Below are 14,240 nucleotides of genomic sequence, written 5' to 3'. Positions count from 1 at the left end.
TAAGCATGGGCAAGCTCTCGCGTATCGCAATCGCAGCGGTCGTCGGTTCGGTGGCCGCCATGCCCGGCTCCGTCTCGGCTCAGCGCGAGATCGTCCAGCCGCTTCCTCCGCCAGGCTCCGACCGCTTGAGCGAGGCGCTGACGCGGCTTGCCCGCAACGCGGCCGATGTCTCGGCGCTGCTCGATGCAGGCGAGGCTGCGCTCGATGTCGGAGATATCGAGGCGGCAATCGGCTTCTTCGGCCGCGCCAACCAGCTCTCGCCGGACAATAGCCGTGTCGCGCTCGGGCTCGCGAAAGCCTATGTCCGTTCGCGCCAGCCGATCGAGGCGCTGCGCCTATTCGCCGAGGCCGAACGTGCCGGGGTCAGCAACGATCGCATGGCCGAAGACCGGGCGATGGCGTTCATGCTGGTGGGCGACAATCGCAGCGCGCAGGAGCTATTCCGCCTCGCCCTGTCGCGTGCGCAAGACCCGGAAGTGCAGCGACGCCTGGCGCTGAGCCTGGCGATCTCGGGGGATCGCGAGGGCTTCGAGCAAACGCTTCTGCCCCTGCTCGAGGCGCGCGATCTCGCCGCGTTCCGGACCCGCGCCTTTGGCCTCGCGATCCTCGGCGATGTGCGCGAGGCGAAGGGTATCTCCGATGCGATGTTGCCGCCTGCAATGGCGCAGCGGATCGGACCTTATCTCGAATTCATGCCACGCCTCACGCCCGCGCAGCAGGCCGCTGCGGGATCGCTCGGCGTGTTTCCGCGCGCGGCGAATATCGGCACGGATGCGCCACAAATCGCGGCCTACGTCGCAGCGGCTCCCGCTCCGCCTCCCGAGCCTGCAGCGGCTCCGCCGCCCGCGCCTGCGCCGACGCAGGCACGCCAGGCGAGCGCCAGCGTTTCCCCGCCTCGCGCCGCATCGCGCGCCACCCAGACCCGGCAGTCCGCGCCGCGATCCGCTGCGCGCGCCGGCCGCGAGACCACGGTGGGCCCCCGCTCCAGCGTAACGGCCGGTATTCCGCGCGACCTCTCGCCCGCAACGATCGAAGCAGCGCAGCAGCAGCAGGCGAGTGTGCAGGCTTCAGCCCGCCCGCAAACCCAAGACCCCGCTCCGGCACCGGCATTGACACCGACACCGGCACCGACTCCGGCAGGTGGCTCCCTCGGGTCTCCCGAAGCCGTGGCAACGGCCGGACCGGCGGTCACTGCGACAGGCGAACTGCCGCCGGTCGCCGAGGCACGGCAGCCCGAACCCTCGGCGGTTGTGGTGGCGGTAGCGCCCCAATCTGCGCCTCCACCGCCGCCTTCGCCATCTCCCGCGCCGCCGACCGAAGCGATCCCCTCGCTCGAGGAAGCCTTCTCCAGTTTCACGCTGCAACCTTCCGCCCCGCAACCCGCGGCGCAGGGTGCGGTCGACATCACGCGGATCGAGGCGCCGCGCGAGCGGGCGTCCCCGCCACCGCCGCCTCCACCCGCACATCCCGCGCGGCACTGGGTTCAGGTGGCGACCGGCAAGGACCGCGCTGCACTCGGTTTCGACTGGCGGCGCATTGCGCGCAAGGCGGACAGCATCCTCGACGGGAAGGGGCCCTTCGTCACGCCCTGGGGCGAGGCGAACAGGCTCCTTGCCGGCCCCTATCCCGACGCGCAGTCTGCGCGCCAGATCATGAACGATCTCAAGGCCTTGGGTATCGACAGCTTTACCTTCCGCAGCGCAGAAGGCGAAGCGATCGAGCCGCTCGGGTGATCCTCGCGGAGGACGGCCGCGCGATAATCTGTGCACAAGCTTTGCACAGGCGAAAACGGTTCTCCCCAGCAGCCACGCCTGCTCCGATTGCCAATGCGCCGTGCGTTTCTCCATTCAGCATCCATGACCTGCGAGGAAACGGGACGATGAGAATGGCTGGCGACAGTTACGAGGCAGAGGACGACGCTGCCCCGCTAGATATGCTTATGGCCCTGTTCGAAGCGCGCGGTTGGCCGTGCGAGGCAACGCAGGGCGAGATGAGTGGCGAGGTGCAGGGCGGCTGGACCAATTACCAGCTGCGCGGCATCTGGCGGCCCGGCGATGCCGTGCTGCAGATCGTCTGCCTTCCGGAAATTCGCGTCCCCGACGGCAAGCGCGCCGTTGCGCAGGATCTCGTTGCACGCATCAACGAACAGCTGTGGCTCGGCCATTTCGATATCTGGTCGAGCGGCGGCGTCGTGCTCTATCGCAATGGTACAATGCTAGGCGACGACGGCATGCTCAGCCTTGCTCAGGCGCAGGCGCTGGTGGAAATCGCGGTCGATGAATGCGACCGCTTCTACCCCGCGTTCCAGTTCGTGCTGTGGGGCGACAAGTCGCCGCGCGATGCGCTCGACGCGGCGATGGTCGATGCGGCTGGCGAAGCGTGATCTGGTAAGCGTTTCTGGTTAACCGACCGGTGATTTCCGGCGGTCGGTTTCCCTTGAAATTCCGGCGCCAAATAGCGATATTGCGGTCATGAGAAGCGGCGTGCGTGATTGCCGCTTATGGGAGTACGTGAAAAATGGCCAATTGGAACGACAACACCGAGCAGCGGCGGGGCTTCGGCTCGGTTCCGCGTGCCGGCGATGCCGTTACGCGGCAGGAAACTTTCGACGCGGGTCTGCGCAAGCACATGCTGTCGATCTACAATTACATGGCTTCGGGCGTGCTGTGGACCGGCATCGTCGCGCTGCTCACTGCGCAGTCGGGCCTCGCCCTGACCTTTGCGAGCGGCCCGCTGATGTGGATTGTCGCGCTTTCGCCTCTGGCCATTGTCTTTGCGATGAGCTTCGGCGTGAACAAGTTCTCGCAGGGCACGCTTCAGGCGATGTTCTGGGGTTTCGCCACGCTGATGGGTCTGTCGCTGTCGACGATCTTCCTCGTCTATACGGGTGAAAGCATCGCCGCGACCTTTTTCGCCACGGCGGGCGCCTTCGCCGGCCTCAGCCTGTTCGGCTACACCACCAAGAAAGACCTTTCGGGCTTCGGCACCTTCCTCGTGATGGGCATAATCGGGCTGCTGATTGCGATGGTGATCAACATCTTCCTGCAGTCGAGCACGCTGGCACTGGCCGTGAGCTTCCTCGGCGTGCTGATCTTCGCGGGCCTCACTGCCTACGATACGCAGCGCCTGAAGCGCGAATACCAGTATCTGCGCGGCACCGAGTTCGCTGGCAAGGCGATCATCATGGGGGCGCTGAGCCTTTATCTCGACTTCATCAACATGTTCCTGTTCCTCCTGCGCTTCATGGGCAGCCGCGAGTGATCGCGTTCCACTGATCGCACACAGGATTCGTTTGAACGTGCCCGGGGCGTAACTCACGCTCCGGGCATTTTCTTTGCCTTTCGCAGGCGTTAGACTGGCGCCTTCATCCCCGGTCAATCCGGGGCAGCGCATAATGAATGCCAGATGTATCTCCAGGAGGGTCCGCCTATCATGAGCCGTGCTGCACAGCATATCATCCGACTGACTGCACTTGCCGGCGGTCTCGCCGCCATCGGCGCCTGCACCACGCCCGCGCCGCCGCCCCCTCCGCCGCCTCCGCCGCCGGTCGAAGCGGTGCCGTATCGCCCGCTTCCCCCGGCACAGGCGGCCTATGTGATGGATATTCCGCGCGTCGGCCCGCTGGGCGTGCGCCAGACGGTCAACACCGGCATCAGCGACGACGAGCGCGTGTGGCATTTCCGGTCGGCATGGAACGTGGCGGCGCTCAATTGCTTGGCACCGCAGTACCAGCCGATCCTCGATGGCTACAGCGACTATATCAAGACGCATGGCCGGCCATTGAAGGCGGTAAATGACCGGATCGATGCGGATTACCGCAAGGAGGCGAGCTCGCGTCGCGAAGCGATCATGGCGCGCGAATCCCAGATGACCATGGTCTACAATTACTTCGCCCTGCCACCGGCCCGTGGCGAGTTCTGCGATTCGGCCTTGCAGCTCTCGAACCAGTATCTCGCCGCCGACAGCGTGGATCCGGCCGCTTTCGCCCTGACCAACTTCAGCACTTTCGAGCAGCCGTTCGAGAACTTCTTCCGCGCCTACGAGGAATACGAGCGCAGCGCTGCCGCCTGGGACGCGCAATACGGGGCCCGCTACGGTGCCTCGCAGCCCGGCTACGTCGCGGTGCAGCAAGCCCGCTCGAGCATGGTTGCGCCGCAGCCGGGCGTGAGCGACCCTGCACTGCTATCCAGTCAGGCCAATATCCGCACGACCACCGCGGTCGATCCGGAAACGGGCGCGCGCATTCCGGTCACCCCGGTCGATACCGCGAACGAATCGGTGCCGATCGTCCAGCCGATCCCCGCCGATGCAGGCGACAACGACACGCCTCAGCAATAGAGCGGCTACGTCAGGCAAGGCAGAAATGGTCTGGTCACGGCGCGCACGATTGGTTAATCGACGCGCCGTTCCGGCCAGGCCGGGGCACCACCTGGAACGGGGCCGTAGCTCAGTTGGGAGAGCGCGTCGTTCGCAATGACGAGGTCAGCGGTTCGATCCCGCTCGGCTCCACCAGGGCTTTCTTCTGCAAGACATGGCGATGCGCGGGCGATAGGGTGGCCTGATGACCGCGCGCACCGATCCGGTTCTGTTGCTTGTCGGCGCGGGACACGCGCATCTCGGTGTCATCGACGATTGGCGCAAGAATGGGCCGCCTCGCGCGCATCGGGTGCTGGTCGAGCCGCTCGATGCCATGCGGTATTCAGGCATGGTCCCGGGGTGGATCGCTGGCGAATATCGCGCCAGCGAGCTTGCCATTCCGCTCGGTCCGCTGGTCGAAGAAACCGGACTTCAATGGCATCGCGCCCGCCTCGATCGGATCGATCCCGATCGCCGGATTGCGCATCTCGACAATGGGGAGGCGGTTTCCTTCGACCTTTGTTCGATTGCAACCGGCGGGGCAGGTCAGGCGCGCGCTATCCTGGGCAATGACGAGCGACTGCTCGATATCCGGCCACTCGACGGCTTCATCGAAGGCTGGCAGCGGCTGCGCGACAGCGAACCTCGGCATGGCCGTATCGCGATCGTAGGCGGCGGCGCCGGGGGCACCGAACTCGCCTTCGGCTTTCGCAATTCGGCCCATTGGCGCGATTGCGAGGTGGTTCTCGTGACTGGGGAAAGCGGCCTGCTGCCGGACCATTCGCCGGCGGTGCGGGGGCGCGTCGCTGCCGAACTCGACCGGCAGGGCATCGCGGTCGTCCGGAACGATGCGCGAGTGGAGGGCGGGGCACTGGTGGCCGGGCAACGGTCGCTCGAACCGCTCGACCTGATAGCCGCCGCCGTGGGGAGTGGCGCGCCCGACTGGCCGGAGGCGAGCGGGTTGCCGATCGACGATCAAGGTTTCGTGCGCGTCGACGAATATCAGCGCGTGTGCGGCTTCGAGCATATTCTCGCCGCGGGCGATGTCGCGCGGCGAACCGATCGCAAAGTGCCGCATTCGGGTGTCCATGCCGTTTACAGCGGGCCAGTGCTGGCCAAAAATTTGCGCCGCATGCTCGCCGGCAAGGCTCCGCGCCGCAGCTACAGCCCGCGCTTCATGGATTTCTACCTCCTCAACACCTGCCGTGGCGAATCTATCGCCAGCTATGGCAGGCTGGGATTGCAGTCGGCCTGGCTGCGGCGGGTGAAGGACTGGCTCGACACCCGCTGGATCAGGCGCTTTACCGCTCGAGGCGGTCGATGATCGCCTCGCGCAGTTCCTTCACCCGCTCGGCATTGTAGCCAAGGTCGGACACGCCAACGCGGCTGACCGAACGCAGGTCGATCTGGCCGTTCTCCACCCGTGCGACGACATCGTCCTTGAAGCCGAAGGCAAAGGTCTCCGCCACGCCTTCGACCGTGTTCGCACCCTCGACCCGGTGCACGTCCTGCAGGCCGATCTCGCCCATCGCCGCGACCACCGCATCGACGGCCTGGTCTTGCGTCGCTCCGCCGATGATGATCGGCGTCAGGTCGGGATATTCCTCGGACACGATGTCGGCGTGGTTCTTGGCTTTGAGCGCCGCATCGTCCGATTCCGCCCACATCGGCAACTCGCCGAGAGGGGTTCCGTAATCGTTGATCGGATTGGCTTCCAGTTCGGCGCGCAAGGCCATGGTCTGCGCGGAGAAGGTCGGCGGATTGCGCAGGTCGGTCGATACGTCGTGGATCGGCGGGACGGCGGCGGCCTGGGCACGAAGCATCAGCAGGCCAAGGAACAGGAGCGCTGGAATGGCCAGCGCCAGCGCCGCCTTCCACCACGGTCCACGCGGGGATTTGAAGAACGCGAAGGCGAGCGCGATTAGAGCGAAGATGGCGGCGATGGCGATCAGGATGATGCCCGCCTCGCGGATCATGAATATCAGGCCGGTCTGCCATCCGATCAGGCCGAACTTGGGCCCGAAGGCTGCGAAAGCGAACCAGGCGAGGACCGCCAGCGAGACCCACAGCGACCATTTCGGCAAGCTCTTGCGCCAGACCCGGCGCGGGCGCTGCGCCGTATCCCCCGTGGTCGTCGTCGTGGCATTATCGTCGTGAGCGGTCGTATCTTCGTGTTCAGCCATGATCAGCCTCTCCCCCGGTAGGATGCGACGCCCTGATCGGGCAGCCACAAATCGGCAGGCGGCGCGCCACTCTGCCAGAAAACGTCGATCGGAATTCCGCCGCGCGGATACCAGTAACCCCCGATGCGCAGCCATTGCGGGCGCATCTCCTCGAACAGGCGCTGGCCGATCCCGACAGTCACGTCTTCATGGAAACCATTGTGATTGCGAAATGACCCCAGGAAAAGTTTCAGGCTTTTCGATTCCACGATGGTTTCGCCCGGCGCATAGTCGATCACCAGATGCGCGAAATCGGGCTGACCCGTCACCGGGCACAGCGAGGTGAATTCGGGCGCCGCGAAGCGGACCAGGTAAAGCTGGCCGGCACGCGGGTTGGGTACGTAATCGAGCTCGGCTTCCTCCGGAGAGGAGGGAAGCGGGCTGTTTTCGCCGAGAAACCTGGGAGACACTGTGTCGCTCATGCCGCGCATCTGCCGTGAAAGGCGGTTCGGCGCAAGGCGATGCTTGGAAGTGTCCGCTTCAGTGCCTATTCACCGCGAAGCCGGATAAGGCGCGTGCCTGCCCGCCACCCCATGAATTTTGATCGCTTCACACGCAGATGATCCAGCGTCTTCACCTTCCACTTACCGCTCTGGCATTGAGCCTGCCCGGTGCAGCCCTGGCGCAACAATCGGTGCAGGATTTCTCCTTGCCACCGGCGCCTACGCCAACCGCGTCGCCGCAGGTGCAAGGGCCGGTCGATACCGAGAGCGGCGTGGTCCCGGTGCGCCCGCGGGCAATCGAGACGGCAAGCCCGACGCCACGCGCCACTGCCACGCCCACAGTCACGCCGACTATCACGCCCACGCTCACGCCAGCGCCCACGGCGACCGGCGAGGGTTCTCGAGCACCCGCAACGCGCTCGGTTACGACGCCCCCAGCGCGACCCGATCAAGCCGCGCCCGCGACATCGGGATCCTCATCTGCTGCTCCATCGGCGTCGCCGGTCGTCCCTCCGGTCCAGCCGACCGACGGGACCCCACCGATCGCCGCGCCACCGCCCACTCCGGATATCGAGCAGGGGTTCGAGCCAGGAAATAACGCCGGCCCAGCCGATGTCGAAAGCGAGGGCGGTACTTGGGGCTGGCTGTTCGCCCTGTTGGGTGTGCTCGTCGCCCTGGCCGCCGGAGCTTTCGCATGGCATCGTCGAAAGGCCGCTGCGCCGCCCCCCGCTATCGAGAAACCGGTGGTCGCAGCGAATAGCCCGGCGCCTGCCATCGGTACCGCAGAGGCGCTTGCCATGCGGTTGAGCGCCGAAAAGCTCACCCGCAGCGCGATGTTTGCAACACTGAAATATCGCCTGACCCTCACCAACCGGACCGACAGCGCGCTGAATGACGTGACCGTAGGGGTCGATCTCGTGTCGGCCCATTCGGGCAGTCCGATGGAAAATCAGGTTGCCACACCCGCCACAATTCTTGAACCGCGCCACACGCTAGCCCGCATCGCGCCGCGCCAGACGGTCGCTGTGGAAGGCCAAGTGCAGCTTCCGCTTTCCGCAGCGCAGGTGATTATGCAGGGCCGACACCCGCTCCTCGTGCCGCTGATGCGCGTGCGCGTCGACGGGGCAGGAGAGGGTGCGTTGGTCAAGACCTTCGTGGTCGGTCAGGGCCAGCCCGATGGCGGCCGGGTCCAGCCTTTCCGCCTCGACGAGCCGCCGCGCAGCTATGCGCCGATCGCGCAGCGCGAGCTCGCCTAGCTCGACTTGCACACCTTGCGCGGCTAGTCGGAACGGGATGGATCGTCTCGTCTCCACCCGATGGCTTGCGGAGCACCACCGCGATGCCGGACTCGTCGTGCTCGATGCGACGATGCATTTGCCGGATAGCGGACGCGATGCCCGCGAAGAATTCCGCGCTGCCCATATTCCTGGCGCGCGTTTTCTCGATCTTGCCAGTTTCGTCGACGAGGCATCCGACGTTCCCAAGGCGCTGCCGACACCAGATCAATTCGCCGAACGCATGGGTGCGCTTGGCGTTGGGCCGACCGATCGCATAATCCTCTACGATGACAGCGCCATCAGGAGCGCGGCGCGCGCTTTGTTCATCCTCGATCACTTCGGAATGGAGGAGGTTGCAATCCTCGACGGCGGCTTCGCCAAGTGGCGGGCCGAGGAGCGTGAGACTGAAAGCGGGTCTGAAGTCTCTCAAGCCATCGCCTTTCCAGTCCCTTCGCCTCGGCGGGAGGTGCGCAGCAAGGCGGAAATTCTCGCCAACTGCGAACACCGCGCCGAACAGGTGCTGGACGCCAGAGACTCAGCGCGCTTCTCCGGAGAGGAGGGCAGCGGTTCGCAGGGTCATATTCCCGGCGCCGCCAATCTGCATTTTGCGAGGCTGTTGAACGAGGACGGTACGTGGAAATCTCCCGACGCATTGCGCGCGGAATTCGAAGGTGCAGGCGTCGATCTTGAACGACCCATAGTGACCAGCTGCAACAGCGGCATGACTGCCTGCGTGCTGCTCTTCGGCCTCGATTTGGCAGGGAAGCAGGATGCGGCCCTGTATGACGGAAGCTGGCTGGAGTGGGGCAGCGATCCGGATACGCCGAAGGCAAGTGGAGCCAAACCGGGATGAGTAGCAGGGGCGACGGCACTCACCGTCCGGCAACGCGCGTCGTCACCGGCGGGCGATCCGGCGATTTTGCCGACCACGTGGTCAATCCGCCTGTCTGGCGTGCCAGCACGCATCTTTACGATGATTGCGCGTCGCTGAGGGAAGGGCCGAAAGCGAACGCCGATGGCAGATTCTTCTACGGCCGCCGGGGCGCGCCCACACAATGGGCGCTGTGCGAAGCGCTGACCGAATTGGAAGCAGGCGCGGCGGGTACTGTCCTCTATCCCAGCGGCCTTGCGGCTATCGTGGGATCGCTGATGGCCGTCCTGCGGAGCGGTGACGTGCTGTTGGTGGCGGACAACGCCTACGACCCCACGCGCAATACGGCGATGGGGCTGTTGAAGCAGTTCGGCGTGGAGCATCGGTTCTTCGACCCGCTGGACCTCGACGCCTATCGAACGGCCTTTTGCGACCGGACCCGGGCAGTCATGCTCGAAGTGCCCGGTAGCCTGACTATGGAGGTCTGCGACATTCCGCAGCTCGCCGCGATCGCGCGCGAGCGCGGCGTGGTGAGCCTGATCGACAACACCTGGGCAACCGCGCTCGGCTTCCCCGCGCTGGAACGTGGGTGCGACATCGCGATTACCGCGCTGACCAAGCACGTCGGCGGGCATTCGGACCTGATGATGGGGGCGGCGAGCGCTGGCGAGCGTTGGTATCGCCGCCTGCGGATCACCGCGCAACAGCTCGGACATGTCGTTTCACCCGACGATGCGGCGCTCGCCCTGCGCGGCCTGCGCACGATGCCGCTCCGGCTCGAGAGGGAAACCGCGAGCGCCCTCGCCATTGCCGAGTGGCTGGACCAGCGGGACGACGTTGCACATGTGCTGTGCCCGATGCTGCCGGGATCCCCGGGACATGCATTGTGGCAGCGCGACTTCACCGGCGCGTGCGGCCTGTTCAGCTTCGTGATCGCGGGCCGCGACGATGCCGCGCGCTGTCGCCTGGTCGACCGGCTGGAGCTGTTCGGCATCGGTTACAGCTGGGGCGGGTTCGAAAGCCTGGCGCTGCCGTTCGATGTCGAACCCGTCCGAACGAAAATGGCGTGGCCCAAGGACGGCTGGGGGCTTGAGGACCGCCATGCAGTGCGGCTATCGATCGGCCTCGAAGATACTGACGACCTCATCGCCGACCTCGCGCGCGGCTTTGCGGCGATGGACGGGGGATAGACGTGCAAGGCGAAACCGCCACTCAACCGACTGCGGGCGAAACCCCGGCTCCCGAGGCAACCCCGGTCGAGCAGGCGTGGAGCCTGGCGCAGGACGCACCGGAGGAAACATCGGTTGCGGCGGCTCAGGGCATCCGCGATGCCGTGAGTTCGAAGAGTGAGACAGCCGGGACCGTGCTCGATACGCTCGACGCTCTGGCGCTGAGCTTCGGCAATTTCCGTGTCTCGCTGTTCGACGTGCTGATTGTCGCCGCGGTCATTCTCGGCGTGCTCGCGCTTGCGTGGTTCACCAGCAAGCTGGCGAAGCGGGGCGTGAGGCGTCTGACCAGGCTCGACCAGACCCAGCAATTGCTCGTCGAAAAGATCGTCACGATTGTTGTCTGGGCCGCGGCATTCTTCCTCGGCATCGATCTGCTCGGCATCGATCTCACCGCGCTGGCGGTATTTTCGGGCGCCTTCGGCCTCGCCATCGGTTTCGGCCTACAGAAGACCTTCGGCAACCTGATCGCCGGGATCATCCTGCTGATGGACAAATCGATCAAGCCGGGCGACGTTATCGCCGTGGCCGACATGGCTGGAAACGAGACCTTTGGACAGATCCGCAAGATCGGTGTGCGCGCCGTGTCGGTGACCACCCGCGACCAGCGCGAATACCTTATTCCGAACGAGAACCTGATGATCAATCAGGTGGAAAACTGGTCCTATTCGTCGAAGAACGTGCGCATGCAGGTGCCGGTCGGAGTGAGTTACGAATCCGATATGGATTTGGCGGAAAAGCTGATGTTGCAGGCCGCCATGGAATGCGACCGCGTGTTGAAAACCCCGCCTCCGACCGTATGGATGGATGCCTATGGCGACAATTCGGTGAACTTCACCATCCATTGCTGGATCGACGATCCCGAGGAGGGCGTCGGCAATGTGCGGTCCGCGGTGCTGAAGAAGCTGTGGTGGCTGTTCAAGGAACACGACGTCGAAATTCCCTTCCCGCAGCGCGATATCCACTTGCGCAGCAGCGACCAGCTGGAGCGTATCTTCGCCCGCATGGCCGAAGGCGGTGCCGCGTCGCCCAAGGCCACGAAAGAATAGGTTGCCGCGCCGGAAGGTGCGATTTCAAAATCTCGCCTACCTTGCCGGACATGCATTCTGATTGGCGCTGGATGGCCGTCGGGCGCATGTTTCCAGCATGGCAGATATCGGCACCATCTATCTCGTCGGCGCGGGACCGGGCGATCCCGACCTCCTGACCATCCGCGCCGCACGGCTGATCGAGCGCGCTCGCATAATCGTACATGACGGCCTCGTCGATCCGACGATCCTCGCCCTCGCGCGCAAGGATGCGGAGCTCGTTTCCGTGGCGAAGCGGCGGTCGCACCATACCTTGCCGCAGGAAGAGATCAGCGAGTTGCTGGTTCGTATTGCACGCTCGGGCGAGGATGTCGTGCGGCTCAAGGGCGGCGATCCCTTCGTGTTTGGGCGCGGCGGAGAGGAAGCCGAGGTGGCCCGTGCTTCTGGCATCGCTGTCGAGGTCGTCCCGGGTATCAGCGCCGCAAATGGCGCAGCTGCCGCAGCGCAGATCCCGCTGACGCATCGCGATGCCTCCAGCATCGTCAGCTTTGTGGCGGGCCAGTGCAAGGGACTTAAGGATCAGGACTGGGCGGGGCTCGCCGGCAAGGGCCGCACGCTGGTCATCTACATGGGCGTGAAGACCGCGCCGCAGATCGCCGAGAAGCTCATGGAGGACGGGCTGGCCCCCGACATGCCGGTTGCGGTGATCGAGAACGGGACGCGTCCTGAGATGCGCGTGCTGCGCGGATTGCTCGCGGGGCTGCCGGAACTGGTCGAGCGCGAGGCGGTGGTCAGTCCTGCGCTGATCGTGATCGGCGAAGTCACTGCACGCGATGCCGCCGCGTTTGCGACGCAGGCACAGGAGGCTGCGCAATGAGGCTGCTGACCGGAAACGATCTCAAGACCGGAGCGGTGATCTGGTGGACCGGCAGCGACTGGTCGATCCATGTCGAAGACGCCGCCGATGTCAGCGGAAGCGAGGACGAGACCGCCCGCCGCGAAGAAGCCGCGCGCCGCGTCAATGCGCCCTACGCCATCGATGCCGAGATGCTGGAAGGCACCCCCCGGCCTTCGCACATCAAGGAGCGCGTCCGTGCACTCGGCCCCACCATCCGGCCCGACCTGACCCTCAAGCCCGCCGATCCCGATATCGGCAACTGGGTGATCTGATGTACAAATACGATACATACGACCAGGCGATGGTCGATGCCCGCGTGGAGGAATTCCGCGACCAGGCACGCCGCCGCCTCGAAGGCAAGCTGACCGAAGACCAGTTCAAGCCGCTGCGGCTGATGAACGGGCTCTATTTGCAACTCCACGCCTACATGCTGCGCGTCGCCATTCCCTATGGCACGCTCGACAGCCGCCAGATGCATGCGCTGGCCGACATCGCGGACAAGTACGATCGCGGGTACGGCCACTTCACCACGCGCCAGAACATCCAGTACAACTGGATCAGGCTGGAGGACGCCGCCGACATCCTCGCCGACCTTGCCAAGGTGGAGATGCATGCCATCCAGACCAGCGGCAATTGCATCCGCAACATCAGCTCCGACCATTTTGCGGGCGCCGCGGCCGACGAGGTCGTCGATCCTCGGCCCTATGCGGAGCTGCTGCGCCAGTGGTCGAGTTTCCATCCCGAATTCAGCTATCTTCCGCGCAAGTTCAAGATCGCGGTGATCGCCAGCGACACCGATCGCGCAGCCATGCGGTTGCATGATATCGGTATCCAGATCGTGCAGAATGACGCGGGCGAACTGGGCGCGGCCTTCTATGTCGGTGGCGGCATGGGCCGCACACCGATGATTGCCCCCTGCATCAACGATTTTGTGCCGCTCGACCGGCTGGTGACCTATGCCGAGGCCTGCCTGCGGGTCTACAATCGCTACGGCCGGCGCGACAACAAGTACAAGGCGCGCATCAAGATCCTCGTCCACGAACTGGGCGCCGAGGAATATACCCGCCAGGTCGAAGAGGAATTCGCCCATCTGCTCGAACAGGGCGTCGAACCGCCCTTCGCCGAACTGGAGCGTATCCGCACCTTCTTCGAAGACCCGCTGTTCGAAGCCGACGCATCCTCCGACATCGACCGTTCGGACCCCGACTTCGCGCTGTGGGTCGATCGCAATACCGTCGCGCACAAAGCGAACGGCTATGTCTCTGCCGTCATCAGCCTCAAGCCGGTGGGCGGCATTCCGGGCGACGCGACGGCCGAGCAAATGCGCCTTATGGCCGATCTCGCCAAGGATTACAGTTTCGACGAATTGCGCGTCATGCACACGCAGAACATCGTCCTGCCACATGTCCGCAAGGCCGATCTCCATGCGCTGTGGACCGCGCTTGACGAGGCAGGGCTGGGCGCGCCCAACCTCGACACCGTAGAAGACATCATCGCCTGCCCCGGTCTCGATTACTGCAGCCTGGCTAATGCCCGCTCGATCCCGGTCGCGCAGCGGATTTCGGAACGGTTCGCCAAGACCGGCAAGACCGAAACGCTCGGCCAGCTCAAGCTTAAGATTTCGGGCTGCATCAATGCCTGCGGGCATCACCACGCGGGCCACATCGGCATCCTCGGCGTCGACCGAAAGGGGGTCGAGAACTACCAGCTCCTGCTCGGGGGCAGCGAGGCGGAGGACGTGAGCCTCGCCAAGATCACCGGCCCCGGCTTCGACGAGCACGGCATCGTCGATGCGGTCGAGACGGTCACAACAGTTTACGAACGTGAACGCGAGGACGGCGAACGCTTCCTCGATACCTATCGCCGCATCGGCATGAACCCCTTCAAGGAGGCGCTTTATGGTTGATTGGACCGCCTGC

At 65.0% G+C, this 14,240-nt stretch carries 14 protein-coding genes and 1 tRNA gene; 13 read left to right on the top strand and 2 right to left on the bottom strand.

Translation table 11 applies throughout. From position 1 onward, the window contains the following. The first annotated feature begins 5 nt into the window (after window positions 1-5). From P8Q88_RS12345 to P8Q88_RS12320, 6 genes are all read left to right on the top strand, one after another. On the top strand, window positions 6-1,733 hold the full coding sequence (locus P8Q88_RS12345) for an SPOR domain-containing protein (protein ID WP_278324133.1): 1,728 nt from the start codon (window positions 6-8) through the stop codon (window positions 1,731-1,733). A 146-nt stretch (window positions 1,734-1,879) separates the two neighbouring features. Then, window positions 1,880-2,383, top strand: coding sequence for a type III secretion system chaperone family protein (locus P8Q88_RS12340; RefSeq protein WP_446532561.1), 504 nt, complete (start codon window positions 1,880-1,882; stop codon window positions 2,381-2,383). Window positions 2,384-2,517: 134 nt separating this feature from the next. Then, the gene (locus P8Q88_RS12335; protein ID WP_278324131.1) at window positions 2,518-3,261 is read left to right on the top strand and encodes a Bax inhibitor-1/YccA family protein; all 744 of its coding nucleotides are present in this window, start codon (window positions 2,518-2,520) and stop codon (window positions 3,259-3,261) included. 171 nt (window positions 3,262-3,432) lie between these two features. Beyond that, on the top strand, window positions 3,433-4,338 hold the full coding sequence (locus P8Q88_RS12330) for a hypothetical protein (protein WP_278324130.1): 906 nt from the start codon (window positions 3,433-3,435) through the stop codon (window positions 4,336-4,338). A gap of 98 nt (window positions 4,339-4,436) precedes the next feature. Then, window positions 4,437-4,512, top strand: a tRNA-Ala gene (locus P8Q88_RS12325). A gap of 49 nt (window positions 4,513-4,561) precedes the next feature. Beyond that, window positions 4,562-5,680 carry an FAD-dependent oxidoreductase gene (locus P8Q88_RS12320; protein WP_278324129.1) on the top strand — a complete coding sequence of 373 codons (1,119 nt, stop codon included), beginning with the start codon at window positions 4,562-4,564 and terminating at the stop codon, window positions 5,678-5,680. On the opposite strand, the gene P8Q88_RS12315 is transcribed toward P8Q88_RS12320, so the two are convergent. Beyond that, entirely contained in the window at window positions 5,658-6,539 is an 882-nt protein-coding gene (locus P8Q88_RS12315; RefSeq protein ID WP_278324128.1) for a DUF1499 domain-containing protein, read from the bottom strand. The genes P8Q88_RS12320 and P8Q88_RS12315 overlap by 23 nt on opposite strands. 2 nt (window positions 6,540-6,541) lie before the next feature. Then, complete coding sequence (queF, locus tag P8Q88_RS12310) at window positions 6,542-7,000, bottom strand: preQ(1) synthase (RefSeq protein WP_278324127.1); 459 nt, start codon at window positions 6,998-7,000, stop codon at window positions 6,542-6,544. A 137-nt stretch (window positions 7,001-7,137) separates the two neighbouring features. Here queF and P8Q88_RS12305 point away from each other — a divergent pair, with 137 nt between their 5' ends. From P8Q88_RS12305 to P8Q88_RS12275, 7 genes are all read left to right on the top strand, one after another. Further along, window positions 7,138-8,277 carry a hypothetical protein gene (locus P8Q88_RS12305; RefSeq protein ID WP_278324126.1) on the top strand — a complete coding sequence of 380 codons (1,140 nt, stop codon included), beginning with the start codon at window positions 7,138-7,140 and terminating at the stop codon, window positions 8,275-8,277. Window positions 8,278-8,314: 37 nt separating this feature from the next. Next, the gene (locus P8Q88_RS12300) at window positions 8,315-9,151 is read left to right on the top strand and encodes a sulfurtransferase (RefSeq protein ID WP_278324125.1); all 837 of its coding nucleotides are present in this window, start codon (window positions 8,315-8,317) and stop codon (window positions 9,149-9,151) included. Continuing rightward, window positions 9,148-10,359, top strand: coding sequence for a cystathionine beta-lyase (gene metC, locus P8Q88_RS12295; protein WP_278324124.1), 1,212 nt, complete (start codon window positions 9,148-9,150; stop codon window positions 10,357-10,359). Before P8Q88_RS12300 ends, metC begins: the two co-directional genes overlap by 4 nt. A 2-nt stretch (window positions 10,360-10,361) precedes the next feature. Further along, window positions 10,362-11,444: a mechanosensitive ion channel family protein gene (locus P8Q88_RS12290; protein ID WP_278324123.1), complete on the top strand. Its 1,083-nt coding sequence runs from the start codon at window positions 10,362-10,364 to the stop codon at window positions 11,442-11,444. A 97-nt stretch (window positions 11,445-11,541) separates the two neighbouring features. After that, window positions 11,542-12,300, top strand: coding sequence for a uroporphyrinogen-III C-methyltransferase (cobA, locus tag P8Q88_RS12285; RefSeq protein WP_278324122.1), 759 nt, complete (start codon window positions 11,542-11,544; stop codon window positions 12,298-12,300). After that, complete coding sequence (locus P8Q88_RS12280) at window positions 12,297-12,593, top strand: DUF2849 domain-containing protein (RefSeq protein WP_278324121.1); 297 nt, start codon at window positions 12,297-12,299, stop codon at window positions 12,591-12,593. Before cobA ends, P8Q88_RS12280 begins: the two co-directional genes overlap by 4 nt. Then, the gene (locus tag P8Q88_RS12275; protein ID WP_278324120.1) at window positions 12,593-14,227 is read left to right on the top strand and encodes a nitrite/sulfite reductase; all 1,635 of its coding nucleotides are present in this window, start codon (window positions 12,593-12,595) and stop codon (window positions 14,225-14,227) included. Before P8Q88_RS12280 ends, P8Q88_RS12275 begins: the two co-directional genes overlap by 1 nt. Window positions 14,228-14,240: the final 13 nt, after the last annotated feature.

The sequence above is a fragment of the Qipengyuania marincola genome, assembly GCF_029688625.1.
Lineage (GTDB): Bacteria > Pseudomonadota > Alphaproteobacteria > Sphingomonadales > Sphingomonadaceae > Qipengyuania.
Note: the sequence above shows the minus strand (reverse complement) of the source record. Positions and strands in the feature narration are given on the sequence as shown.